The sequence below is a fragment of the Kitasatospora sp. NPDC091257 genome, assembly GCF_044757675.1.
Classification (GTDB): domain Bacteria; phylum Actinomycetota; class Actinomycetes; order Streptomycetales; family Streptomycetaceae; genus Kitasatospora; species Kitasatospora lactacystinica.
Map to the genome: position 1 here is coordinate 1 of NZ_JBIVVI010000001.1, position 24,701 is coordinate 24,701.

At 72.4% G+C, this 24,701-nt stretch carries 24 protein-coding genes; 11 read left to right on the forward strand and 13 right to left on the reverse strand.

The genetic code is table 11. From position 1 onward, the window contains the following. Positions 1 to 129: 129 nt before the first annotated feature. The 12 genes from yajC to pgsA all read right to left on the reverse strand — a co-directional run bounded on the left by yajC (position 130) and on the right by pgsA (position 9,759). The gene (gene yajC / locus ACIQOV_RS00005) at positions 130 to 537 is read right to left on the reverse strand and encodes a preprotein translocase subunit YajC (protein ID WP_401043079.1); all 408 of its coding nucleotides are present in this window, start codon (positions 535 to 537) and stop codon (positions 130 to 132) included. Between the two features lie 260 nt (positions 538 to 797). Next, positions 798 to 1,868, reverse strand: a complete 1,071-nt coding sequence (gene ruvB / locus ACIQOV_RS00010; RefSeq protein WP_380351210.1) for a Holliday junction branch migration DNA helicase RuvB — start codon at positions 1,866 to 1,868, stop codon at positions 798 to 800. Positions 1,869 to 1,921: 53 nt separating this feature from the next. After that, positions 1,922 to 2,533: a Holliday junction branch migration protein RuvA gene (gene ruvA / locus ACIQOV_RS00015; protein ID WP_359897474.1), complete on the reverse strand. Its 612-nt coding sequence runs from the start codon at positions 2,531 to 2,533 to the stop codon at positions 1,922 to 1,924. Next, a complete protein-coding gene (gene ruvC / locus ACIQOV_RS00020; RefSeq protein WP_359897479.1) occupies positions 2,530 to 3,081 on the reverse strand; it encodes a crossover junction endodeoxyribonuclease RuvC in 552 nt (183 codons plus the stop codon). Before ruvC ends, ruvA begins: the two co-directional genes overlap by 4 nt. A 152-nt stretch (positions 3,082 to 3,233) precedes the next feature. Next, on the reverse strand, positions 3,234 to 3,992 hold the full coding sequence (locus ACIQOV_RS00025) for a YebC/PmpR family DNA-binding transcriptional regulator (RefSeq protein ID WP_049651428.1): 759 nt from the start codon (positions 3,990 to 3,992) through the stop codon (positions 3,234 to 3,236). Between the two features lie 98 nt (positions 3,993 to 4,090). Further along, entirely contained in the window at positions 4,091 to 4,714 is a 624-nt protein-coding gene (gene pdxT / locus ACIQOV_RS00030; protein ID WP_359897475.1) for a pyridoxal 5'-phosphate synthase glutaminase subunit PdxT, read from the reverse strand. 96 nt (positions 4,715 to 4,810) lie between these two features. Continuing rightward, on the reverse strand, positions 4,811 to 5,722 hold the full coding sequence (pdxS, locus tag ACIQOV_RS00035) for a pyridoxal 5'-phosphate synthase lyase subunit PdxS (protein WP_359914516.1): 912 nt from the start codon (positions 5,720 to 5,722) through the stop codon (positions 4,811 to 4,813). A 129-nt stretch (positions 5,723 to 5,851) separates the two neighbouring features. Continuing rightward, a complete protein-coding gene (locus ACIQOV_RS00040; protein ID WP_380546483.1) occupies positions 5,852 to 6,397 on the reverse strand; it encodes a hypothetical protein in 546 nt (181 codons plus the stop codon). 29 nt (positions 6,398 to 6,426) lie between these two features. Next, positions 6,427 to 6,795: an isomerase gene (locus ACIQOV_RS00045; RefSeq protein WP_359914511.1), complete on the reverse strand. Its 369-nt coding sequence runs from the start codon at positions 6,793 to 6,795 to the stop codon at positions 6,427 to 6,429. Positions 6,796 to 6,898: 103 nt separating this feature from the next. Next, on the reverse strand, positions 6,899 to 8,080 hold the full coding sequence (locus tag ACIQOV_RS00050) for a glycosyltransferase family 4 protein (RefSeq protein ID WP_387691918.1): 1,182 nt from the start codon (positions 8,078 to 8,080) through the stop codon (positions 6,899 to 6,901). A 52-nt stretch (positions 8,081 to 8,132) separates the two neighbouring features. Next, on the reverse strand, positions 8,133 to 9,095 hold the full coding sequence (locus tag ACIQOV_RS00055; protein ID WP_401043084.1) for a phosphatidylinositol mannoside acyltransferase: 963 nt from the start codon (positions 9,093 to 9,095) through the stop codon (positions 8,133 to 8,135). A 16-nt stretch (positions 9,096 to 9,111) separates the two neighbouring features. Next, positions 9,112 to 9,759, reverse strand: coding sequence for a phosphatidylinositol phosphate synthase (gene pgsA / locus ACIQOV_RS00060; RefSeq protein WP_401043086.1), 648 nt, complete (start codon positions 9,757 to 9,759; stop codon positions 9,112 to 9,114). A gap of 255 nt (positions 9,760 to 10,014) precedes the next feature. Here pgsA and ACIQOV_RS00065 point away from each other — a divergent pair, with 255 nt between their 5' ends. Further along, the gene (locus ACIQOV_RS00065; protein ID WP_401043089.1) at positions 10,015 to 12,063 is read left to right on the forward strand and encodes an elongation factor G-like protein EF-G2; all 2,049 of its coding nucleotides are present in this window, start codon (positions 10,015 to 10,017) and stop codon (positions 12,061 to 12,063) included. 22 nt (positions 12,064 to 12,085) lie between these two features. On the opposite strand, the gene ACIQOV_RS00070 is transcribed toward ACIQOV_RS00065, so the two are convergent. Further along, positions 12,086 to 12,406, reverse strand: coding sequence for a thiol-disulfide oxidoreductase DCC family protein (locus tag ACIQOV_RS00070; protein WP_401043091.1), 321 nt, complete (start codon positions 12,404 to 12,406; stop codon positions 12,086 to 12,088). A gap of 32 nt (positions 12,407 to 12,438) precedes the next feature. Between ACIQOV_RS00070 and ACIQOV_RS00075 the strand changes: the two genes are divergently transcribed. The 10 genes from ACIQOV_RS00075 (at position 12,439) to ACIQOV_RS00120 (ending at position 24,557) form a co-directional block, all read left to right on the forward strand. Then, on the forward strand, positions 12,439 to 13,293 hold the full coding sequence (locus tag ACIQOV_RS00075) for an SAM-dependent methyltransferase (RefSeq protein ID WP_331768490.1): 855 nt from the start codon (positions 12,439 to 12,441) through the stop codon (positions 13,291 to 13,293). Continuing rightward, positions 13,290 to 15,941, forward strand: a complete 2,652-nt coding sequence (locus ACIQOV_RS00080; protein ID WP_401043093.1) for a Helicase associated domain protein — start codon at positions 13,290 to 13,292, stop codon at positions 15,939 to 15,941. Before ACIQOV_RS00075 ends, ACIQOV_RS00080 begins: the two co-directional genes overlap by 4 nt. Positions 15,942 to 16,035: 94 nt before the next feature. Continuing rightward, positions 16,036 to 17,046 (forward strand): phosphotransferase enzyme family protein, encoded by a 1,011-nt coding sequence (locus ACIQOV_RS00085; RefSeq protein ID WP_401043095.1) that lies wholly within the window; start codon positions 16,036 to 16,038, stop codon positions 17,044 to 17,046. Beyond that, on the forward strand, positions 17,046 to 18,035 hold the full coding sequence (locus tag ACIQOV_RS00090; RefSeq protein WP_331768493.1) for a Scr1 family TA system antitoxin-like transcriptional regulator: 990 nt from the start codon (positions 17,046 to 17,048) through the stop codon (positions 18,033 to 18,035). The genes ACIQOV_RS00085 and ACIQOV_RS00090 overlap by 1 nt, the downstream gene beginning before the upstream one ends. A 236-nt stretch (positions 18,036 to 18,271) precedes the next feature. Then, the gene (locus tag ACIQOV_RS00095) at positions 18,272 to 19,165 is read left to right on the forward strand and encodes a GNAT family N-acetyltransferase (protein WP_331768845.1); all 894 of its coding nucleotides are present in this window, start codon (positions 18,272 to 18,274) and stop codon (positions 19,163 to 19,165) included. A gap of 47 nt (positions 19,166 to 19,212) precedes the next feature. Then, the gene (locus tag ACIQOV_RS00100; protein ID WP_401043098.1) at positions 19,213 to 20,712 is read left to right on the forward strand and encodes a hypothetical protein; all 1,500 of its coding nucleotides are present in this window, start codon (positions 19,213 to 19,215) and stop codon (positions 20,710 to 20,712) included. A gap of 2 nt (positions 20,713 to 20,714) precedes the next feature. After that, positions 20,715 to 21,182 carry a hypothetical protein gene (locus ACIQOV_RS00105; RefSeq protein WP_401043100.1) on the forward strand — a complete coding sequence of 156 codons (468 nt, stop codon included), beginning with the start codon at positions 20,715 to 20,717 and terminating at the stop codon, positions 21,180 to 21,182. Further along, positions 21,179 to 21,964, forward strand: coding sequence for a class I SAM-dependent methyltransferase (locus ACIQOV_RS00110; RefSeq protein WP_401043102.1), 786 nt, complete (start codon positions 21,179 to 21,181; stop codon positions 21,962 to 21,964). The genes ACIQOV_RS00105 and ACIQOV_RS00110 overlap by 4 nt, the downstream gene beginning before the upstream one ends. Next, positions 21,961 to 23,901, forward strand: coding sequence for a hypothetical protein (locus ACIQOV_RS00115; RefSeq protein WP_401043104.1), 1,941 nt, complete (start codon positions 21,961 to 21,963; stop codon positions 23,899 to 23,901). The genes ACIQOV_RS00110 and ACIQOV_RS00115 overlap by 4 nt, the downstream gene beginning before the upstream one ends. Continuing rightward, entirely contained in the window at positions 23,898 to 24,557 is a 660-nt protein-coding gene (locus tag ACIQOV_RS00120; RefSeq protein ID WP_401043106.1) for an HAD family hydrolase, read from the forward strand. Before ACIQOV_RS00115 ends, ACIQOV_RS00120 begins: the two co-directional genes overlap by 4 nt. Positions 24,558 to 24,701: the final 144 nt, after the last annotated feature.

Sequence of the window (24,701 nt, forward strand, 5' to 3'; positions counted from 1 at the left end):
CGTGGCGGGACAGGGCGACCGGACCCCCGTCCGGCTCGTGGCGGGACAGGGGTCCGGCGGTTCTGCGGCCCTGAGGTCCTGTGGGCTCGCGGCGCTGCGCCGCGCGGCCGGGCGGGTTGCCCGTCCGTACTACTTGCTCGCGGGAGCCCCGCCCTCGACGTCGCCCTTCTCGGCACTGTCCTTGCTGAGCGACAGCGGCTTGTCCTCGACCGGCTCGGCGTCGGCGTCCTCGGCCTCCGGCTCGGGCAGCTCGTCATCGGCGGGGCGGCCGTTGATGATCGCGTCGTACTCCTGGGGGTCCAGGACGGCCGCGACGGCGCTCTTGGTGAAGTGGGTGACCACGCCGGGCGCGATCTCCAGCTCGACGGTCTCGTCGTTGACCGCCTTCACCTGGGCGTAAAGACCGCCGATGGTGCGCACACCGGCCCCCGGCTCCAGCGCGGTCTGCATCTGCTGCATCTGCGACTGGCGCTTCTTCTGCGACCGGAACATGAGCACGATCGCGATGATCGGGAGGAGAAGGATGATGAGGTTCACTGCAGCCAGGGTCCTTTACGGGCCGCCGGCCGGCGGCCTGTGTGGTATTGGTCGGCCCGTCAGGTGAGAGGGGCGGTCCGGCGGAGTCTAGGCGACCCCGAATCGATCGGACAACGCCAAGCATCGCATCCTGCCACCGAAAGTGGCGAGCCTCCGCCTGCACAGTTTCCCCGGACCTCACTCCCGGCTCCTCCGTGTGCCACCACGGAAGCACCGGGTGGGAACCGACCGGACCGACTCACCCGTTCAGCCGATGGCGGTCAACTTTCATCGGCGGGGAACAGCTCCGGTTGCGCCGGAACACGTCCGCGAATGGTCTGGACCGGTGGGGTCAGACCGAGGTGCTGCCAGGCCGCGGCGGTGGCGATCCGGCCGCGCGGGGTGCGGGCGAGCAGGCCCTCGCGGACCAGGAACGGCTCGGCGACCTCCTCGACCGTCTCGGACTCCTCCCCCACGGCGACCGCCAGTGTCGACAAGCCGACCGGACCGCCGCCGAACAGCCGCAGCAGCGCGTCCAGCACCGCGCGGTCCAGCCGGTCCAGACCGCGGGCGTCCACCTCGTAGACGTCCAGCGCCTGAGCGGCGATCTCGACGGTGACCTGCCCGTCGTGCCGGACCTGGGCGTAGTCGCGGACCCGGCGCAGCAGCCGGTTGGCGATGCGCGGGGTGCCGCGCGAGCGCCCGGCGATCTCGGCCGCGCCGGCCGGGTCTATCTCCACGTCCAGCAGCGCGGCCGAGCGGTGCACCACCCGCTGGAGCTCGGCCGGGGCGTAGAACTCCATGTGCCCGGTGAAGCCGAAGCGGTCGCGCAGCGGCGGCGGCAGCAGGCCGGCCCGGGTGGTGGCGCCGACCAGGGTGAACGGCGGCAGCTCCAGCGGGATGGCGGTGGCGCCCGGACCCTTGCCGACGATCACGTCGACCCGGAAGTCCTCCATCGCCATGTAGAGCATCTCCTCGGCCGGCCGGGACATCCGGTGGATCTCGTCGAGGAAGAGCACCTCGCCCTCGGTGAGCGAGGAGAGGATCGCCGCGAGGTCCCCGGCGTGCTGGATGGCCGGGCCGGAGGTGATCCGGATCGGCGCGCCCAGCTCGGCGGCGATGATCATGGACAGGGTGGTCTTGCCGAGCCCGGGCGGCCCGCTCAGCAGCACGTGGTCGGGCGCGCTGCCGCGCTTGCGGGCCGCCTGGAGCACCAGCGACAGCTGCTCGCGCACCCGCTCCTGGCCGATGAACTCGTCCAGCAGCTTGGGGCGCAGCGCCGCCTCCACCGCCTGGTCCTCACCGTCGGCGGCGGCCGTGACCAGCCGGTCGGCGGGTTCCGGGTCGTACATCGTCGCGGGCTCCAGAGTCTCCAGTATCGACAAATGGACAGATCGTCAGGTGGTCAGCGGGCCCGGTTGAGGCCGCGCAGGGCGAGCCGGAGCAGGGCGCCGACGTCCGGCGTCGCCTGCGCCTCGGCCTCCGGGGTGACGGCCGCGACCGCCTCGTCCGCCTCGCGCGGGGCGTACCCGAGGCCGGTCAGCGCGGAGTGCAGCTGATCGCTCCACGGCGCCGGGCCGGTGGCGATCGGCTTCTGCGCCGGGACGGCGCCGTGCGGGGCGCCGAGCTTGTCCTTGTACTCCAGCAGCAGCTTGGCCGCCTTGGCCTTGCCGATGCCCGGCACCGCGACCAGCGCCTTCTCGTCGCCGCCCGCGACCGCGGCGCGCAGCGCGTCGGGGCTGTGCACCCCGAGGATCGCCTGCGCCAGCTTGGGGCCGACGCCGGGCGCGGCCTGGAGGATCTCGAACACGCCGCGCTCGTCGTCGTCCGCGAAGCCGAACAGGGTCAGCGAGTCCTCCCGGACCACCAGCGAGGTGGCCAGCCGGGCCGGCTCGCCCAGCCGCAGCCCGGCCAGCGTGTTCGGGGTGCACTGCACGGCCATGCCCACCCCGCCGACCTCGACCACCGCGGTCCCGGAGGAGATGGCCGCCACGGGCCCTTGCACGAAGGCGATCATCGGACGGTGCCTTTCGGAGGAGTGGAGCGGGGGGTGGCCCGGGCGGCCCGGACGGCGGCCTCCAGCCGGTTGGTCGCCCCGCCGCGCCAGATGTGGCAGATGGCCAGCGCCAGCGCGTCGGCGGCGTCGGCCGGCTTGGGCGGCGCGTCCAGCCGCAGCAGGCGCTGCACCATGGCCGTGACCTGCGCCTTGTCGGCCCGGCCGGAGCCGGTGACGGCGGCCTTGACCTCGCTGGGGGTGTGCAGGGTGACGGGGATGCCGCGCCGGGTGGCGCAGAGCATCGCGACGGCGCTGGCCTGGGCGGTGCCCATCACGGTGCGGACGTTGTGCTGGGCGAAGACCCGCTCGACGGCGACCAGGTCGGGCCGGTGCTCGTCCAGCCAGGCCTCGATGCCCTGCTCGACCTGGAGCAGCCGCTCCCCGATCTCGGCCTCGGCGGGGGTGCGCACCACGCCGACCCCGGCCATCCGCAGCGGCCGGCCCGGCGCACCCTCGACCACGCCGACCCCGCACCTGGTCAGCCCCGGGTCCACGCCCAGTACCCGCACCACTCGCCCGTCTCCCTGTCACTCGCCACGAAGGACCTCCGCAGGCTACCGCCCGGGTCCGACAACCCGACCGACGACACCGGCCCGGTGGTCCAGGGACCACCGGGCCGGGCAGTGAGAACGGTCACTCACCGACGATCACTGGGCAGTGATCACTCGGCGTCGAGCTGCGCGCCGACCTCGTCGGAGATGTCGAAGTTGGCGAAGACGTTCTGCACGTCGTCGCTGTCCTCCAGGGCGTCGATCAGCTTGAGGATCTTGCGGGCGCCGTCGACGTCCAGCTCGACCTGCATGCTGGGGAGGAAGTTGGCCTCGGCCGAGTCGTAGTCGACGCCGGCGTCGACCAGCGCGGTGCGCACGGCGACCATCTTCGAGGCCTCGGAGACGATCTCGAACGAGTCGCCGAGGTCGTTGATCTCCTCCGGCTCCTGGTCGAGGACGACCTCGAACAGCTTGTCCTCGTCCACGCCGTCGGCCTTGGGGACGATGACGACACCCTTGCGGGTGAACAGGTACGACACCGAGCCCGGGTCGGCCATCGAGCCGCCGTTGCGGGTCATCGCGACGCGCACGTCGGAGGCCGCGCGGTTGCGGTTGTCGGTGAGGCACTCGATCAGGACCGCGACGCCGTTCGGGCCGTAGCCCTCGTACATGATGGTCTGGTAGTCGGCGCCGCCGGCCTCCAGACCGCCACCGCGCTTGACGGCGCGGTTGATGTTGTCGATCGGGACCGAGCTCTTCTTGGCCTTCTGGATGGCGTCGTAGAGGGTCGGGTTGCCCGCCGGGTCGGGACCGCCCGTGCGCGCCGCCACCTCGATGTTCTTGATCATCTTGGCGAAGAGCTTGCCGCGCTTGGCGTCGATCACGGCCTTCTTGTGCTTGGTGGTAGCCCACTTAGAGTGGCCGGACATCGCCAGCTCCTTTACGTCGCCAAAGGGAAATGAACAGATGAGATCTTACCGGTGTCGTCACCGGTGAAGCGCACACGGTCAGCGCGTGGTCGACGCCGTCAGCGCGCGTCCCCGGCGAGGTGCTCCTCGACCATCCGCACGAAGTACGCGTGCACCCGGTGGTCGCCGGTCAGCTCCGGGTGGAAGGAGGTGGCGAGCAGGTTGCCCTGGCGCACCGCCACGATCCGGCTCTCCGGGCCGTCCGCGGCGGGCAGCTCGGCCAGCACCTCGACGCCCGCGCCGACCGACTCGACCCAGGGAGCGCGGATGAAGACGCCGTGCACCGGCGCGTCGGCCAGGCCCGTGAAGTCGATCCCGGACTCGAAGGACTCGTTCTGGCGCCCGAAGGCGTTGCGGCGCACCGTCATGTCGATGCCGCCGACGGTCTCCTGGTCCTCGCGGCCGTCCAGGATCTTGTCCGCCAGCATGATCATGCCCGCGCAGGTGCCGTAGACCGGCATCCCGGCGGCGACCCGCTCGCGCAGCGGGTCCATCACGCCGAACAGCAGCGCCAGCTTGGACATGGTGGTGGACTCCCCGCCGGGGATCACCAGCGCGTCGACCTCGGCCAGCTCCTCGGCGCGGCGCACCGGACGGGCGAGCGCGTCGGCCTCGGCCAGCGCCACCAGGTGCTCGCGGACGTCGCCCTGGAGGGCGAGGACGCCGATGACAGGAGTGCTCACGGTCTTCAACCTCTATCGATCGTTACGACGGACTACGTGGTGCGGCCCGCCGCGCGCCGAGGCGCTGCGGCGGGCCGGCCCAGGACTACCGGGCGACTACCAGCCGCGCTTGGCGTAGCGCTCGGTCTCCGGCAGGGTGTCGCAGTTGATGCCGACCATGGCCTCGCCCAGGTTGCGGGACGCGTCCGCGATGACCTTCGGGTCGTCGAAGAAGGTGGTGGCCTTCACGATGGCGGCGGCGCGCTTGGCCGGGTCGCCCGACTTGAAGATGCCGGAGCCGACGAAGACGCCCTCGGCGCCCAGCTGGCGCATCAGCGCGGCGTCGGCCGGGGTGGCGACGCCACCGGCGGAGAACAGCACGACCGGCAGCTTGCCGAGCTCGGCGACCTCCTTGACCAGCTCGTACGGGGCGCGCAGCTCCTTGGCGGCGGCGTACAGCTCGTTGTTGTCCAGGGCGCGCAGCTGGCCGATCTCGTTCTTGATCTGGCGCAGGTGGCGGACGGCCTCGACGACGTTGCCGGTGCCGGCCTCGCCCTTCGAGCGGATCATGGCCGCGCCCTCGGCGATGCGGCGCAGGGCCTCGCCCAGGTTGGTGGCACCGCAGACGAAGGGGGTGGTGAAGGCGAACTTGTCCGAGTGGTTGACCTCGTCGGCCGGGGTCAGCACCTCGGACTCGTCGATGTAGTCGACGCCCAGCGACTGGAGCACCTGGGCCTCGACGAAGTGGCCGATGCGGGACTTGGCCATCACCGGGATGGAGACCGCGGCGATGATCTCCTCGATCATGTTCGGGTCGGACATGCGGGCCACGCCGCCGTCCTTGCGGATGTCCGCGGGGACCCGCTCCAGGGCCATGACGGCGACCGCGCCGGCGTCCTCGGCGATCTTGGCCTGCTCGGCGTTGACCACGTCCATGATCACACCGCCCTTGAGCTGCTCGGCCATGCCGCGCTTGACCCGGGCGGTGCCGATCTGCGGCTGGTCTGCGGTGGTGGGGGTGGTGGACACGTGAGACCTCACTCGAAGATGAATCAGTGCTATCGCCCTATGGTAGGCAGAACGGGTGACCCAACCATGCGCCACCAAGTCCAGCCAGGACGACGGGACACGACAAACGGGCCGTATCCGGGGGACACCTTAAGCAGGTGCCCCTTCGGGCGTGAGAGCGGGCGGCGGGGCATCGTCCATTTCGAACGCCAGCGGGAAGGGCGCCTTCCCCGCCAGCCGGAAGTACCGCACCAGCCGGTGCTCGCGCACCGCCCGGGCCGCCCGCACCGCGTCGTTGTGGAACCGGCGGGCCATCGGCACCCGCCGCACCGCGGCCGTCAGATCACGAACCGCGTCCTCGCCACCCGGCTCGGCCACCAGCGCCGCCATCTGCTCCGGCTCCTCGAACACCGCCCGCAGCGCCAGGCTCAGCTGGCTCTCCGCCACCTCGCGCTGCTCGTCCTCGGCCTGCCGGGCCGCGTGCGCCGCGTCCAGCAGCAGCAGCGAGGCCGCCGGATCCAGCAACGAGGACGTCGCCAGCTCCAACGCCACCGAGGCCCGGCGGACCAGCTGCGCGTCCAGCGCCGCCCGGGCGGCGTCGATCCGGGCGTGCAGCCGGTCCAGACGACCGGCCGTCCAACTCAGGTACATGCCGAACAGCACCACGGCCACGCCGGCCCAGATCCAGGTAGTCACGGGCCGCTACGTTACCGGGTGTCACCGGTTCAGCCCTGGGCGGTCGCGTTCCGGTAGCTCTCCCGGTCGATGTCCGCGATGTTCACCGCCGTGAACAGCCGGGTACCCGGCCGCGGCCGGACGTACTGCGCCAGCAGCGCCAACACGCCCTCGCTCAGCGCCGCCTTCGCCTCCGGCGAACGGCCCGGGAAGATCTGGAACTCCACGAACACCTGGGCGTCGGCGGCCGCCCCGCTGGTACCGACCACCAGCACCTCGCTCTGCCGGAACACCGTCTTGCAGGACTCCGGCTTCGCGTCGATCGTCGCCTCCGCCAGCCGGTTGATCGCCAGGCCGAGGCCCCGGCGGTCGAAGGTCCCGGCCAGGCCGGCCGAGTAGTCGACGGAGATCTGCGGCATCGTTGCCCCCGTGGATCGCAGTGGTACGGACGCCCGACCCTAACGCCACCGGCACCCCGGACCGCCGCGCGGGACCGGTCCCGGCCCGAACCGCCGCGGCGGATCAGTCCCGGGCCAGCCCGAACCGGCGCCGCCCGCCGCGCACGTCCTCCTCGACCACCGCCGCCTCGCCGGCCGTCACCGTCTCGTACACCGCCAGGATGTCCGCGCCCACCGTCGACCAGTCGAACCGCCGCACATGCCGCGAGGCCGCCTCCCGCAGCTCCTCCAGCCGCGCCGGATCACCCAGCAGCCGCAGCGCCGTACGGGCCAGCGCGTCCGCGTCCTCCACCGGGAACAGCTCGCCCGCGTCGCCGCCGTCCAGCACCTGCTTGAACGCGTCCAGATCGCTCGCCAGCACCGGCGCGCCCGCCGACATCGCCTCGACCAGGATGATCCCGAAGCTCTCGCCCCCGGTGTTCGGCGCCACGTACAGGTCCACGCTGCGCAGCAGCCGGGCCTTGTCCCGGTCGCTCACCATGCCGAGGAACTCCACCTGCCGGCGCACCTCGGGCGCCAGGCCCGCGACGGCCTCCTCCTCGTCGCCCTTGCCCGCCACCAGCAGCCGCACCCCCGGCCGCTCCGCCAGGATCCCCGGCAGCGCCGCCAGCAGCGTCGGCAGGCCCTTGCGCGGCTCGTTGATCCGGCCGATGAAGCCGATCGTGCCCGGCTCCCCCTTCGCCGCGCCGCCGGTCCACCGCTCGTCCGGCTCGGCCGCCGCGAAGAACCCCACGTCCACGCCGTTCGGGATCACCACCGCGTCCCCGCCCAGGTGCTCCACCAGGGTGCGCCGGGCGTACTCCGACACCGCGATCCGGGCCCGCATCTTCTCCAGCCCCGGCTGGAGGATCGGCGAGGCCGCGATCATCACCCGCGAACGCGGGTTGGAGGTGTGGAAGGTCCCCACCATCGGCCCGGTCGCCGACCAGGCGGCCAGCATCGACAGGCTCGGCGCGGCCGGCTCGTGCACGTGCAGGATGTCGAAGCGCCCGTCGTGCAGCCAGCGCCGCACCCGGGCCGCCGACAGGATCCCGAAACTCAGCCGCGCCACCGACCCGTTGTACGGCACCGCCACCGACCGCCCGGCCGGGACCACGTACGGCGGCAGCGCCTCGTCGTCCTCGGCCGGCGCCAGCACCGACACCTCGTGCCCCAGACCGATCAGGTGCTCGGCCAGGTCCCGGATGTGGAACTGGACCCCACCGGGGACGTCCCAGTCGTACGGGCAGACGATGCCGATCTTCACGGGTTCCTCAAGCTCCTTCGGACAGTGGTGCGGGCGGGCAGGACGGAACGGCTCAGGACCCGGAGGCCTCGGCCGCGGGCTCCGGGACCGCCTCCGCGCGCTCCGCGGGCGCCGCCTTCACCGTCTCACGGACCGGCAGGTCGGCCAGCCAGAACTTCTGCAGCATGTGCCAGTCCTGCGGGTGCTCGCGGATGCTCCGCTCCCACACCTGCGCCATCGCCTGGGTCATCGCCCGGGTGCGCTCCTTGCGGTCGCCCTCCTCGGGCACCGGCACCTCGGGATGGATCCGCGCCCGCAGCACCGGGCCGTCGTACCAGAGCGTCACCGGCAGCAGCGCCGCCCCGGTGCGCTGGCACAGCGCCGCCGGACCGGCCGGCATCCGGGTCGGCTCACCGAAGAACGACACCCCGATGCCCGCCTCCGACAGGTCCCGGTCCCCCACCAGGCAGACCAGCCGGCCCTCGCGCAACCGCCGCGCCAGCGTGCCGATCACGTTCACCGAACCGCCGGTCAGCGCCAGGACCTCCATGCCCAGGCCCTCCCGGAACGCCACGAACCGGTCGAACAGCCGCTCCGGCTTCAACCGCTCCGCGACCGTGGTGAACGGGTAGCCCTGCTGCGCCACCCAGGCCCCCGCGAGGTCCCAGTTGCCCATGTGCGGCAGCGCTATCATCGCGCCCCGCCCCGCCTCCAACGACTCCCGCAGGTGCTCGAAGCCCTCCACCCGGACGTCCCGGGCCACCCGCTCCCGGCTCCACACCGGCAGCCGGAACGACTCCATCCAGTACCGCAGGTACGAGCGCATCCCGGCCCGGGACAGCTCCCGCACCGCGGCCTCGTCCAGGCCCGGACGGACCCGGCGCAGATTCGCCTCCAGCTGGAGCACCCGCTTGCCGCGCTTGCGCCACGCGTAGTCCGCCAGCCGGTCGAACAGCCCCCGGGCCACCCGCTCCGGCATGTGCTTCAGCAGCCCCCACCCCAGCGCGTACGCCCAGTACACCAGTCGGTCCGTCACCGCAGGACGCCCCCCATCAGCTCCCGGCCGCCGCTCGGTCGGCCTCGAACGCCTCCCGGCGCACGGTCAGCATCCGCTGGAACACCGTCACCAGGCTGCCCGCCGCCACCAGCCACAACGCCACCGGCAGCAGCCACTCCACGTACGGCACACCGAATGTGTGCAGACCCGCGACCCCGGCCGCCACCAGGCTGGCCACCAGCCGCTCGGCCCGCTCCACCAGCCCCGACACGTCGCACGGCAGGCCCTGGCTCTCCGCCCGCGCCTTCGTGTACGACACCACCAGACCGCTCGCCAGGCAGAAGATCGCCACCGCACAGAGCAGGTTGTTGTCACCCTTGCCCGCGTACCACATCGCCAGACCGCCGAAGATCGCCGCATCGGCGACCCGGTCCAGGGTGGAGTCGAGGAACGCCCCCCACTTCGTGCTCCGGCCCAGCTGGCGGGCCATGTTCCCGTCCACCAGGTCCGAGAAGATGAACAGCGTGATCGTGATGGTGCCCCAGAAGAACTCCCCGCGCGGGAAGAACACCAGCGCACCGGCCACCGAGCCGGCGGTACCGATCAGCGTCACGGCGTCCGGGCTCACGCCCAGCCGGATCAGGAACGCGGCGAACGGGGTCAGGACACGTGTGAAGAAGGCACGCGCGTATTTGTTGAGCATGGCCTTCCCAGCCGCTCCGATCTCCCAGATACCCGCCTGGCGCAGAACGCGCGGCAGACGGCCGGGCGGATCAGCCCGTCCGGCCCACCCATCGTAGCCAGGCCGAGGACACGCTCCGGCGCACGCACCGCCGGACACCGCCCCCGCCACGCCGTGCACACGCACGATCACCGATCGGCCGTACGACACGCGCCACTTCGACACCCGACCCTAGACTGCGATGGACAAGCCTCGGCGCCACGGGAGGAGACCCCGATGCCCGACCGCAGCACGGCACGAGCCGGCCAGGCACCCGCCGTCACCGGCCCGAAGGATCTGCGCAACGTCGTCCTCATCGGCCCCAGCGGTGTGGGCAAGACCACCCTCGCCGAATCCCTCGCCCTCGCCGCCGGCGCCACCGGCCGGGCCGGCCGCGTCACCGACGGCACCACCGTCTCCGACCACGAGGACATCGAGCACCAGCAGCAGCGCTCCGTCCAGCTCTCGCTCCTCCCGCTCGAATGGAAGGGCGTCAAGATCAACCTGATCGACCCGCCCGGCCACCCCGACTTCGCCGCCGACCTGCGCGCCGCCCTGCACGCCGCCGACGCCGCCGTCTTCGTCGTCTCCGCCACCGACCCGGTCACCGCCCCCACCCGCGCCCTGTGGCGCGAATGCGCCGCCGAAGGCATCCCCCGCGCCATCGCCGTCGCCAAACTCGACCTCGCCCACACCGGCTTCGACGACATCCTCACCGCCTGCCACGACGCCTTCGGACTCGGCCCGGACACCCTGCGCCCGCTCTTCCTGCCCGTCCACCACGACGGACACCCCGACGGCAGCGTCGACCTCCTCACCGGCGACACCTACGGCGACGCCGACCCCCTGCCCGACACCGCCCCCGCCCACGACAGCCTCGTCGAAGCCATCTCCGGCCAGGACGACACCCTCATGGAGCGCTACCTCTCCGGCGACACCCTCGACACCGACTCCCTCGAAGCCGGCCTGCGCCGCGAGGTCCTCTCCTGCGCCCTCCACCCCGCCGTCCCCACCAGCGAGAACGGCCTCGGCGCCGCCGAACTCCTCGACCTCGTCGCGCACACCTTCCCCGACCCCACCGAACGCACCCGCCCCGCCCCCGAGTGCGACCCCGACGCCCCGCTCGCCGCCCAGGTCGTCCGCGTCACCGGCGACGCCTACGTCGGACGGATCAGCCTGCTGCGCCTGTACGCCGGCACCCTGCGCCCCGACACCAGGATCCACCTCGTCGGCCCCGCCCACACCGCCGACCAGAACGGCGACGAACGCGTCACCGCCCTCTCCAGCCCCTTCGGCAAGGCGCAGCGCCCCGTCCCGCACGCCGTCGCCGGCGACCTCGTCTGCGCCGCCAAACTCACCACCGCCCGCGCCGGCGACATCGTCCACGACCCCGGCCACCCCGTCGCCCTCGACGGCTGGACCCTCCCCGAGCCGCTCCTCCCGATCGCCGTCGAGGCCCACAGCAAGGCCGACGACGACAAGCTCTCCCAGGCCCTCGCCCGCCTCACCGCCGAGGACCCGGCGCTACGCCTGGAACAGAACCCCGACACCCACCAGCTCGTCCTCTGGTGCACCGGCGAGGCCCACGCCGACGTCGTCCTCGACCGCCTCCGCACCCGCCACGGCGTCCACGTCGACACCGTCGAACCCAAGGTCGCCCTGCGCGAGACCTTCGGCACCGCCGCCGCCGGCCACGGCCGCCTGGTCAAGCAGTCCGGCGGCCACGGCCAGTACGCCATCTGCGACCTGGAGGTCGAACCGCTCCCCGCCGGCTCCGGCTTCGAGTTCCAGGAGCACGTCGTCGGCGGCTCCGTCCCCAAGCACTTCATCCCGTCCGTCGAGAAGGGCGTCCGCGCCCAGCTCGCCAAGGGCGTCACCACCGGGTACCCGCTCGTCGACGTCCGGGTCACCCTCACCGACGGCAAGGCGCACTCCGTCGACTCCTCCGACGCGTCCTTCCAGAACGCCGCCGCCCTCGCCCTGCGCGACGCCGCCGAGCACGCCGTCATCCGCCTGCTCGAACCCGTCGCCGCCGTCAGCGTCCTGCTCCCCGACGACTACCTCGGCGCCGTCCTCGGCGACCTCTCCGCCCGCCGCGGCCGCGTCCTCGGCAGCGAGACCGGCGGCACCGGCCTCACCCTGCTGCGCGCCGAGGTCCCCGAGCTCGAACTCGTCCGCTACCCGATCGACCTGCGCTCGCTCACCCACGGCACCGCCGAGTTCTCCCGCGCCTACCTGCGCCACGAACCCATGCCCCCCGCCCTCGCCCAGCGCTACACCGACTGAGCGGCCCCACGGCCGGGCGGCCTCACGGCCGGACGGGCTTCCGGGCCGGCAGCTCGCACGCCGCCGTCCCCCCCGGCATCCGGTGCCGGTTGCGCGCCACCCAGCGGTAGGCCAGCCCCGCGAGCGGCCGCACCGGCGCCGCCGTCAACACAGCGCCCAGGTACGCCCACACCCCGCCGGAGCGCATCAGAAGCCGCGCAACCGCCTGCGCGCCCCCGTACACCCGGCCGCTCGGCGTCACCCAGAGCACCTCGCGCTCCGCCCGCTCCGCCGACACCTCGCCCCGGCCGCCCGCGTACCAGGAAGCCCCGCGACACCGCTGCTGGAAGACACCGGCCCTCACTCCGACCGTTCATCCGCTGAGAGGTTGCGTCCATGACCAGCACGAACACCTGTACCGGCACCTGGGACGACGCGGTGCCGAACGGCCTGCGGATGCTCGACCACCTCGCGGGGCAGGAGACGAACCGCCAGGTCGACGAGGAACTCGCCGCCGAACTCTCCACGCTCGTGGCCGGCCTGACCACCGCCGTGCGCGGCGCCGACACGTTCAAGGCCGGCGTCGTCCGCGGAGCGCTCCGCATGGGTATCCGCCAGATCATCGACCTCGGCTGCGGAATCCCCCGCCGCCCCCACGTCTACCAGAACGCGCACGACCTCGACCCCTCGGCGCTGGTGGTGACTGTCGAGAACGACAGGTGGGCGGTTGCACACGCCAGGACCCAACTCGACGTCAACGACCTCACTCCCGTCATCACGGCGCCGTACCTCACCGCGGACATCCTCGACCACCCGGTCCTGCACGACCGCCTCAACTGGCAGCAACCTGTGTGCGTGCTCCTGGTGTCGTCCCCGCACACCGCCGCCCTGCGCGACCTCGCGGCCCTGGTCGCCGCCATTGTCAGCAGGCTCCCCCAGGGAAGCCGGATGGCTGTCTCCCAGTGGACGATCGATGACGACAGGGCCCGGTGGGCCGTCAACGGCCTCCTCGCGGAACGGACCCGCGGCTGGTGGGGGCAGGTGCGCAGCAGCGCCGAGGTCGCCGCTGCGCTCACCCCGCACCCGCTGCTGGGTCCGCTCCCGGGGCCGGTGGCTGGGATTGCACGGCGCGCCAAGAGGCAACGTCCCGTGCTCGGAGGCGGACAGCCCCTCGCCGAGGTGGTCGAGTTCGGCGGCATCATCCACCTCGGCAGTGCGGCACGGCCCGCCGCCTATCAGGGTGTGTCGTGACAGCGCCGACCGTCCCGCCGCAGATGTGGCCCCACCAAGTCCAGGCCGTCGATGCGGCGTGCGCGATTCTGGCCGAGCACGATGCCACCTCCTTGGTGATCACCTGCGGAGGCGGCAAGACCCGGGTCGGCGCCGAGGTCGCAGTTCGCGTCATCGAACGGCTCAACAAGGAGCGGGTCGCCGCCGAGGCCCTGCGTAGCCGCCGGGTCCGCCACGCTGCTTCCGGGCCCGGAGCGCTCCGCCAGGGCCTTACCTTGGTCACAGTGCCGACGCTCGCACTGATCCGCCAGACTCTGGACGCCTGGGAGGAGGCGCTCGGCCGGGAGGGCTTGGGCCGGGTCGCCGCCGTGTGCTCGGAGCCCAACGTCTTGGCCCCGTACCGCCGTCGGCTGGGTCGCTGGGACGCGGTCCTGACCAGCGAGCCGGACCGTGTGGCTGAGCTGCTGTCCGAACCGCACGTCACCATGCTCTCGACCTACCAGAGCCTGGACGTCGTAGCCTCGGCCTACCAGCGGTACACCCTCCGGCCGATTGACGTCGTGGTGATCGACGAGCTGCACCGGACCCTCGGGTCCAGCACCAGGCCCTGGTCCCTCGTCCACGACCGCGCCAGGCTGCCTGCGGTCAAGCGGGTGGGCATGACGGCGACTCCCAAGATGCTGCTCGGCAACGGTGACATCATCAGCATGGACGACCCCAGGGTCGGCCCGGTCGCCTACAGGTACCCCTACAGCGAAGCGCGCCGGCGAGGCATGGTCGCGCACCTGCGCCTGGTCGTGCCCGTGATCACCGACGACGACATCGCCGCACTGATACCCGACGACGAACAGGCCCGGGCCGCCGGCAGCGGCGAGACCGCCCAGCTGCTGGCCACTCAGATCGCGCTGCTGAAGGCCGTCCACAAGCACGGTGTCCGCCGCATGGTCACCTACCACCGCACTGTCGCCGAGGCCAAGGCCTTCGCCCTCACCCTTCCCCAGGCGCTGGAGTACCTGGAACCCTGGGAACGTCCGGCCTCCCTGTGGACCGGACACATCAACGGCACTCAGCCCCAAGCAGCCCGCGACAGCGTCCTCGGCCGCCTAAGGAGCCCCGGCACGGGCACGGGCCTGGTTGTGGTCACGAACGCCAAGGCGCTGACCGAAGGTGTCAACGCCCCGCTGATCGACGCGGTGGCCATCCTCGACGGTCGAGGTGAGCTGGAGAGCACCCAGATCTTCGGGCGCGCCTGCCGCCTGGAACGCCAGGGCGAGTTCAAAACGGCGACTGTATTCGTTCCCGCGATCACCCGGCCCGGACAGTCTGCGGCGCAGGCCCTGCTCGACTCCCGCTTCAGCGCCGTGTTCTCCGCCGCACGGGCGCTGGCCGCCACCGATGACGAGCTGAGCGCTCATCTCAACCGTTCCCGTCGACAGCTCGGCGCCGCTGGCACCATCGAAGCCAGGACGGAACGGCCCGACTGGCTAACCGTCACCGGCGCCGGTGTCCCGCCCGGCTTCGCCCAGGCCATCGCCGTCCAGGTCGTCCGGGAAGCCTCAGCGCCGTGGCTCGAATATGTGGGAGCAGCAGAGCGATACCAGACCGAGCGTGGACAGCTCCAGGACATCCCGCGGGACTGGATGACGCCGGAAGGTCTCCCGCTCGGCTCCTGGTGGCACGCCACCCGGCGGTCGTTCATCCAGGACCAGCTGCCCGAGGAGCTCCGAGAGGAGCTCGAGTCCCTCGGTATGGTCCGCGACCTGAACGAGCACGCGTGGGACACGTTCATCGCCGACCTCACCGCCTACCGAGACAAGTACGGCAACGTCGACGTCCGCAGCGACCATGTGAACGAAGCCGGCCGCAAGCTCGGCGCGCAGGTCCGTAGGGCCCGAAACAAGTTTGATCGGCTCACCGACGCGCAGCACTCGCAGCTCAAGGAGCTGGGGTTCACTCCGAGCGTGCTCGACGCCACCTGGGACACGTTCATCGCCGACCTCACCGCCTACCGCGCCGAGTTCGGGAACGTCGATGTCAAGCGCGACTACGTCAACGGCGCCGGCCGCAAGCTGGGCATCCAGGTGGGCTCCCGTCGCGAGATCTTCGACGACCTCCCGGCCGACCGGCAGAAGCAGCTGACCGCGCTCGGATTCATACCCAACACCCGCGATGCGGCCTGGGACACGTTCATCGCCGACCTCACCGCCTACCGCACCGAGTTCGGACACGTCGACGTGCCCACCAACTTCGTCAACGCCGCCGGGCGTCCTCTCGGCCTGAAGGCCGCCAGACACCGCGGGGACCGGTGGGACAGGCTTCCCAAGGAGCGGCAGGAGCAGCTGACCGCACTGGGGTTCGCGCGCTCACAGCTCGACTCCCGGTGGTTGCGCCACGCAGCCGCCTGGGCCGCCTACGCCAAGGAGAGCCGCACCACAGTGGTGCCCCAGGACCATGTCACGCCCGACGGCCTGCCGCTGAGCTACTGGCGGCAGCGGCAGTTGGGGCGCCTTCGCGCGGGAAAGCTGCCGTCCCACCAGGTGGAGACCCTCATCCGCTTGGGCCTGATCGTGCCGGGCGACCTGCCTGCGCTCAGCCCGGAGCCCGCCGCGCCCAACCCGACAGACGGGCCGGCGCGGGACACAGCAGCGACCCCCTGCCCCCGCCTGTAGACGAACCACAGCCCCGGATCCGGCCACCCCACACCGCGGTGGCCGACTCACGACGCCGTCGCCACCGATCACACTCCCAACCCGAGGGACTTCCATGAACAACACGAACCGGCGCTCGGCCAGCCGGCCGCCGGCTACCGCGCGTCGCCCCGCGAACCCGGTCAACGAGGCCGGCGTGACCAGCCGGGCCCGTGCGGCCCTCCGGCAGGCAGCTGCGGCAGCCGGGTTCAATCCGGAAGGCGCCCGGACACTGCAGTACCACCGCAACTGGGTGGTGCGGCTGCCTCATGCGGCTCCGGGATGCCCGGTCGTCGCCAAGATCCACGAGCCCCGCTCCACCCTGACCGCAGTTCGCCGGGAGGTGGAAGTCGCAGCCTGGCTGCATCGAAGCGGTGTCCGGACAGCCCGGCCCGTCGTGGAGCGGCCCACAGAGACCGAAGCCGGATTGCTCGTATCCTTCACCGATGACCTGGGAGACGGTGGCCCCGCCTCTTCCGAGGACCTCGGCCGTCTCCTCGCGAATCTGCACAAACTGCCCCTGCCGTCCCGCATCGTCCTTCCTGACCTGGACGTGACCGGAAACCTGCTGTCCCGGATCAGCCGCCTGCCCGAGAGCGTCCTGGCCCCCGCCGATCGGCACCGGCTGAGTACCCATGTCTCCGCAGCCGGCGAGCAGTGGCAGAACACACCCTGCGGCAATGACGTCGTTCTGCACGGGGACCTCAACACCCTGAACAGCGTCACGAGCTCGACTGGCCCGGCACTGATCGACTTCGAGAACGTCGCCAAAGGCCCAGCGGCCTACGACCTCGCTTTCCAGGCATGGCGCCGCGACGGCTTCGGTGAGAACCCCGCCGAATACGCGAGCTTCTGCCGCGCCTACGGAACCGATGTGACCATCGACCGGCAGGGAGCGCCCTACAAGGTCCTCGCCCGCCTGCGGGCAGCCGCCGGAACCCTCATCGCGCTGGAGGCAGCCGTCCACGACCCCGTGTGGCGGCCGGAAGCGGAACGACGTCTGAACTGCGTCCGGACCCAGAACACCAACCCGGCACGACACCCCTGGAATTGGAACACCCACCCCGCCAAGCCGAAGGGAACATAATGACGAGCCAGCTCCCACTGCGCCGTCCCGCCATCGGCGACCTCGTCCTCGGACACCACCTCGGCCACCTGCGCGCCACCCGCCACCTGACAGCCGCAGAGGTCCACCGGCGGCTACCGCCCCTCCGCTACCTCACACCCCGCAGCATCGCCGACATGGAGGCCGGCCGCAGCACCGTGCTGCGCCGCGCCGTGGACGACGGTCTCGCCCGTACCCTCGCCCGCGTCTACGGCAGCACGCAGGCCGCGGACGACTGGGAGACGACCCTCCACACGCACCGCCGCGACTGCGAGAACGGCACCTGCGACCCCGCTCTGTCCTTCGCGGACACCGGCCCGGGCTCGCTCCACCGCTACCAACTACTCGAAGACGCGGCCACCAGCCTGGTGTTCAGCGTGGCCGGGGACCTGCTGCCCGCGCCGCTGCGCACCGAGGCGATGCGACAGGAGATCCTGCGACGGCTCCCCTCGGCCCGGGCCGCGCTCAGGTCCCGCAGGCCGGTGTACGCCATGACCGGGGACGGGTGCGGGCTGTGCACTCTCTACGACGACGACCTGCCGTTCGAGAGCACCGCGCTGTGGCAGTACCACGTCGACCTGGCCCGCGCCCGCGCCGTCGCCGCCCGGCTGGCACGGCCGGGCAGTCGCGTCGTCCTGCTGATCAACGAGTCCCTGCTCCACAACTGCGCCCGGGTCGGCGCACAGCTGTGGACCGGACAGCTGCAGCACCTCGTCTCCCTGGCCGAGGGCACCGGACTGAGCGTTCGCATCGTTCCCCTGTGCAGCGTCCAGAGGATCCTCGAAGACCGCGTCGAACTCCGCCTCGGTCGGCACCAAACCGTCACGGTCACGCCGCGCGGACGCAGTGAGACGTTCTACGAGGACTTGGCCGACGACCGGCTGACGGCGCAGCGCCGGGCGGCGCTGGGCCACCGGGCGAGCCTCGACCTCCTGCGACGGGCCGCCGCGGGAACGCTGGAGTCGCCGTGACAGCCGTATCCGGCATCCCCTCACGAGATGCGTGCGGCGCCGACCGGGCATCCCGCTCGTGCCCGTTCCTCCCGGGCCGCGACGGCGCCCCGGTCTTCGCCTTTCCGGCCGTGCCGAGGCCGTCGCGTCCGGGTCGAGCGGGGGACCCGGTGCGCGTCGCCGCCCGCCGAGTCCGCCGAGAACCCGGGATCGCTCCCGCCCGCCGACCGCCCTTCCCCGCCAGAAAGGCCCCTGCCATGAGCGAGACTTCCCCGGGCACCGCCGTCCACGGTCCTCACAGGGTCGGCCTCGTCGACGGGCTGGACGACCGTCGGTGCGAAGAGCTCGCGGCTCTCACCCGAAGGTGCATCGCTGGTTTCAGCGACGACCGCCCGGTCAGCTCCTCGCTCGTGCGATCCCGGCTGACCAACGCACTGACCGGGGAGCCGCCGGTGCTGGCGGTGGCCCGTCACGGCCGGGACATGCTCGGATGGTGCGCGGTGCGCCGCCCGGAACCGGGCGAGCAGCGGGCACGCGTCTGGGGACCGGTCGTTGCCCCGCCGGTGCGCCGGACCGGGCTGGGCAGGGCGCTGCTGGACACGGTGACCACCGCCACCCGGTGGCCGCTGGTGACCACGGACGTGCCGGCCGACCGGGACGGCGCCGCCGACTTCTTCACCCGATCCGGCTGGGAGCAGCTCGACACCGTCACCGTGCTGCACGGGGTGCCAAACGACGGTGCGTTCGATGCCCTCACCGCCGACAAGGTCAATAGCCCGGACGCCTATGTCACAAAAGCCGCTCTCCAACTCGCTTGCCACGATAGGGTGTTCGCTCAGGCTACCCTGAGGCGGTGGCAGGACGACGCCCGGTTCCGGCTCCGGAACCTACTGCTGGAGACGGAGACCGGGTCGCTGTTGCTGGCCCTGGCCCAGCGCAACGCTGCCGGCAGTGAACTGCTGCTCGCCGAGGTGTGGGCCGCGGCGCCGGAGTCCAGGCGCCGGCTGATCACCGCGGCGCACACGGCAGCGGCCGTGCAGCACCTCTCCACCGTCCGGGCGGTGACCCGGCAGGGCCCGGCCGACTTCGTCGCCTGCGGCATGCGCATCACCGGCCTGGGCGCCACCTTTACCCTTCCCCGCGGATGCTGACCTCCGCATCCCGGGACTGACTCGAACCCACCCGACAGGAGGGCCAAGTGCCCGTATCCGTGAACCCGCCCCTCGTCCACACGGTCGACGTCGTCGCCGGCGCGGACGAGGCCCGTCACCTGGTCACCGAGCTGGCGTCCCGCCTCAGCGACCGCCCCGGCGTGTGCAGCGTCCAGTGGGACGAGCTGTCGTCGTCATGGCAGTGCACCTTCGTCGACGGCGGCCGTGGGCGGCTGTCCCTGGGCACCCCGGCGGACCCGGCGGCGGCCGCCCAGCACGCGCGCCGTCTCGTCGCCGTCTTCGAGCAGGGCACCGCGGCCGAGGCCGAGGCCTTCTTCTCGGTCGCACGGCATGTGCCGTTCACCGGGACCGAGTTCGTCGCAGCCGTCCGCGAGCTGCCGCTCACCAGCCGCCTGGCCGACCGCTGGCCGGACAAGCCGCTGGCCCGCGTCGGCGTGCTCCTGACGATCCACCACATGCGCGACTTCCTCGTCCTGGTCGAGAGCCTGCTCGCCCTGGGGGTGGACCCGGCACACATGACCGTGATCGACAAGGAGTACCCCTACGCCCACACCCACCGCGTGGACGCCCACCTCGTCCACCGCCACGGCATCGCCGTGTGGCGCTACCGGGACCTGCGCGAGGGCATCGAGGACCACATCGCCCGCGTGTCCGCCGCCGGCAAGCAGAGCCTGGTCATGGACGACGGCGGCTACGTGATGCCCGTCGTGCTGCGTGACCTGCCCGGCCGGGCAGGTCACTTCACCGGGCTGGTCGAGCAGACGACCTCCGGCATCCTGAAACTGGACGGCCTCGATCTACCGCTGCCGCTGTTCAGCGTGGCCCAGAGCGACATGAAGGGCACGATCGAGTCCTACGGCATCGCCGACGCGGCAGTCCGTAACGCCCTGCGGCTGCTGCCGGACGAGAAGTTCGAGGGCCAGCCGGCTCTGGTGCTCGGCTTCGGCCGGATCGGCCACGAGGCGGCCCGCGTCCTGGAGAGCCGGCGGATGCGGGTCGCGGTGTTCGACTCCGACATCACCCGCCTGGTCACCGCACACGAGGAGGGCTTCCTCACCAACCGCTCACTCGACCGGCTCGTCGAGGCTCACCGGCCCCGGCTGGTGGTCGGCTGTGTCGGTCGCCGCAGCTTCGGGATCGCGCAGGCCCGGTTCCTGCCGCCGCAAGCGGTCCTGGTCAGCACCACCAGCAGGACCTACGAGTTCGCACTGGACGAACTGCGCGAGGACAGCACCGCCGTGACGGACCGGGGCGTGCTCGGCACCAGCTACCGGCTCGCCAGCGGCCCGGAAATTCTCCTCCTCGCACACGGCATGCCGATCAACTTCCACCATGCCGAGTCCCTGTCCAACAGGTACGTCGACCTGGTCCTGGCCGGGCTGGCGGTCGGCGCTGTCGCCTTGGCCCGCGGCGACGAGCGGCTGCGCCCCGGACACAACCTGGCCGCCACCAACGAGATCCTCGCCGAGTCCGGCATCGTCGACGACTACTACCAGCTCTACGGCCCGGCCGACGGGAACTCCTGACCGTGACTGAGCGGATCTTCACCCTCGACGACCTCGACGGCGTCCGCTCGCTGTGCGGATGCCTGACCTGTCGGCTCGGCACCGTCTTCGCCCGCCACCTCAGTGCCCTGCGCACCGGCTACCCCGGCACCGTGACCATGCTCGGCCACCGCTCCGCCGCCCCCGGGACAACCGCCGTGCCCCACTTCCTCACCCTTCGGCTCGGCGCAGCGCTCGAGGACGTCGTGGTGTGGGAGGAGATGCGCCCCCACCAGCTGAGGGCCTGGCTCCCGCACACCGACGCCCGCGCCCGGGTGCCCCAGCTGGCCGGCCGGATACCGCGCCTGATCCGCATCCGCCAGGCCATCCGCGACGGCACGCTAACCCCGACGGGACCGGCAGGTGCCGCCCTGGCCACCGGTGACCGCTACCCCTCGTTCCTCTACCTCACCCAGCACTGGCCCACCCTCACCCAGGAGTACACCCCATGACCACCGACCCCTCCGCCGACTTCGCCGCCGTCCAGACCGGCTACGCCGCATACACCAGCGGCGGCCGCGGCCGCCTGCGGCACGACATCACCGCCCGCCGGGTCCTCCAGGAGCTCGGCGACCAGCCGGCCCGGATCCTGGACGTCGGCTGCGGCGACGGCGAGATGGTGCTGCGCCTGGCGGCCGCCGGACACCGGGTCACCGGCCTGGAGAAGTCCCCCGGCATGCTCGCCGCCGCGGCCGAGCGGGTCGCCGCTCGTCCCGGGATCGGAGAGCGGGTGACGCTCCAGGAAGGCGACATCTACACCCTGCCGTTCGACGACGCCTCGTTCGACGCGGTGGTCTGCCACGGCGTCGTGATGTACCTGCCCGAGACCGCCGTCGCCTACGCCCACCTGGCCCGCCTCGTCACCACCCACGGCGTCCTCAGCATCCTGACGAAAAACCAGCTGGCCGTCGGTGTACGCGAGGCCCTGACCGGCGAGTACGCCTCGGCACGGGCGCAGATCGAAAGCGGGCAGGCCGCCAGCCTGGGAAACCTCGGCATCACCACCCGCGGCGACGCCCCCGCCCACCTGGATGCCCTGGCCCGCGCCAACGGCCTCACGCCGCTGCCGTGGCAGGGCGTGCGGATCTTCCACGACCACCGCACCGACTGGCAGCCCGACGAGACCGGGTACCGGGCGGCGCTCGAGACGGAGTGGGCCGCCTCCACCCGCAGCCCCTACCGCGAGCTGGGCCGCCTGGTGCACGCCGTGGCCCGCCGCGAGGCCGGCGCGTGAGCACGCCGACGGCCATCGCGCCGCTCACCATCAACGCTCTCGCCCGGGACCTCACGTCCCGGGCGGGGCAGCCCGTGCCGGCCCTGCGCTTGTACGAGTCGCTGACCGCCTTGTGGATCCGCTGCCGCGACACCGGCCGGCCGGGCGAGCCGCTGCTGCGCGAGGCGGCCTGCCGTGCGGCCGGCCTCCTGGCGTCCGGCGACGACTTCCTCGTCGCACCCGCCGTCGGCTGGCTGCCCCGCTGGACCCGGTGGGACCAGTCGATCGTGCGGCTGCCCGCGTCCCTGGCCGTCCAGGGAGTCGAGTGGCAGGACATGACCGCCCTGGCCCAGGCCTGGCTGGACGCCCGGCGCGACGCCGGCCCCGTCCTCGTGGCCGGCGTGCGCACCGGCGGGGCGTACCTGGCCCCGCTCGTCGCCGCCCACCTGGAGGCCGCCGGCGTCGACGTGCAGGTGACGAGCGTGCGGCCCGGCGAGCAGTACCGGACCGACGGACAGCGCCGGGTGCTGCTGGTGGACGATCCACCGCTGACCGGCCGCACGCTGCTGGCCCTGGCCCGAGAGATGGAGGCCGAGGTGCTGGTACCGGTCTTCGACACCGGCGACGTGCAGCCGCTGCGCCAGGCGGGGGTCGCGGTCACCGTGCTGCCGCGCGCGCTGTGGCAGTCGACCCGCCGCCTCGACCCCGACACCCTGGACGCCTACCTCCGGGCCCACGCCCACCGGCCCGGCGCGTACCGTCCGCCGGTCCTGGACTCCGTCGCGCCCGGAAGGGAGAACTCCGCCCGAGCCCCATGGCCGGGCGTGCGCCGCCGCTCGCCCGCCCGTGCCGCCGTCCGGCTGCGCACACCCGACGGAATCCGGCACGGGGTCACGGGCTGGGTGCCGCCCGGGATCTTCGGAGACGCCGCCCGCGCCGCGGTCGCGGCGCTGCACGGCACCCTGGTCCCGGCCACGCTCGCCGTGACGCCCGCGCTCGTGGTCAGCGAGGACCTCACCCCTGTGACCGCGCCCGGCCCCCGGCCGGGAGCCGAGCAGTTGGATGAGGCGGTGGACTACGTCCTGACCAGAGCCGGACGACTCCCGGTACAGCCCGCCGAGCTCGATGGGCCCGTCCCCACGGTCCTCCTCGCGGTGGCCCGGGCCCTGACCGGCACGACCGACGGCACGAGGACCGCCCGGCTGCTGCACGACCTGCTGTCCGTCCTTCCCGCGGCGCTGCCCGACAACCGGTGCGAGCCGGAGAAGTGGCACCTCGACCGCGATGGACGCCTGCGCAAGACCGGGCACCTGGCCCACGCCTACCGCCGCGACAACGAACTGCTGACCCCGCTGATCGACCTGGCCGCGCTGACCGTCGCGTTCGGCAGCACCCTGGACGCCGTCGCCGCCGCTCTCGCCCGGCGCCTGCCCGGCGAACAGCCCTGGGCCGCGGCACTTGCCGTGGCTCTGCTGGGCTACGGCATGGCCCGCGGCGAACAGATCCCGCGTACCTACAACGCGCAGCGCGCGATCGAGACCGCCAGAGAGGCCTACCGGCTCCAACACGGCATGTCCGGGGCCGCCGCTCTCCTCCAGCGCACACTGGACACCCGCCCATCCGGCCCGCAGGCAGTGCCGACGGTCGTACACCGGTGGGAGCGGCCGCCCGCGGCGCTGGTGCAGCCCCGGCTGCCCGTGGGCGGCACACCCGCCGAGGGCGAACCCGGCATGATCGGCGAGGAGCCGGCACTGACGCTGGAGGTCGTCGAGCGGTGGGCCCGGGGACGGTTCCAGCCGGTGCGGGAGGCGGACGTGCTGCTGCTCGCCCCGCTGGGCGGGCCGGAGGCCTGGCCCCGGGCCCACGCCGCGCTGTGGGAGCTGCCCGACCTGCTGCCCCGCCCCGGGCTGCTCGCCTGGTGCGGCGTGCCCATGGTGTCGCTGGGCGAGGCCCGGTGATCGTCTTCGACTTCGACGGGGTCCTGCACGATTCCAACGAGCGGGCCTGGCGCTGCTACCGGGACGCCCGCCGCGAGATGGAGCTGTGGGACCTCCCCGACCTGCCCGGCCCGGTCGACCTTCCCGTCGTCTACCAGGGCGTGCTGAGCGCGTCGCTGACCCGCTGGATCGACTTCGAGACCGCGGAGCGGTTCTGGCAGCGCCACGCCGAGCTGACGGCCCGCGCCGCCGTGGAAGAGCCGCACGGCGTCATCCCGGAGCTGGTGGCACCTCTGACCGAAGTCGGCGCCGGGCCCGGGTACGCGGTGGTCACCGGAAGCCACCGCAGAACCGTCCGCGACCTTCTCGCCCGCAGCCTGCCCGTCGAGGGGATGCCCCGCGTGCTGCTCTCCCGCGACGAGGGCAGCAAGACGGAGAAGCTCCGATGGCTGCGCGCCCGGCACGGTGCGCGGGCGTATGTCGGCGACACCGGCAGCGATGTCCGTCATGCCCACGCCGCCGGGGTGACCGCGATCGCCGTCGCCTACGGCTACGCGGGGTACGAGGACCTGCTCGCCGCGCAGCCGGACCACCTGCTGGGGACGCCGCCCGAACTCGCCCTCTGGTGCCGGACGCATCCCAGCGGTGATGGACCCCCTCCATCGCCGCTTCCGTGACCTCACATTTCCAGCTGCGGGTGTCGCACCGGGGTTGTCCGCACGCCCTCGTCCCCGCTGAGGCGGAGAACGAACGCGCCGGCCATGAATTCCTTGATCACTTGAACGACAATTTTCTCCGCCGCAGGGGGTGAAATGGCTTTC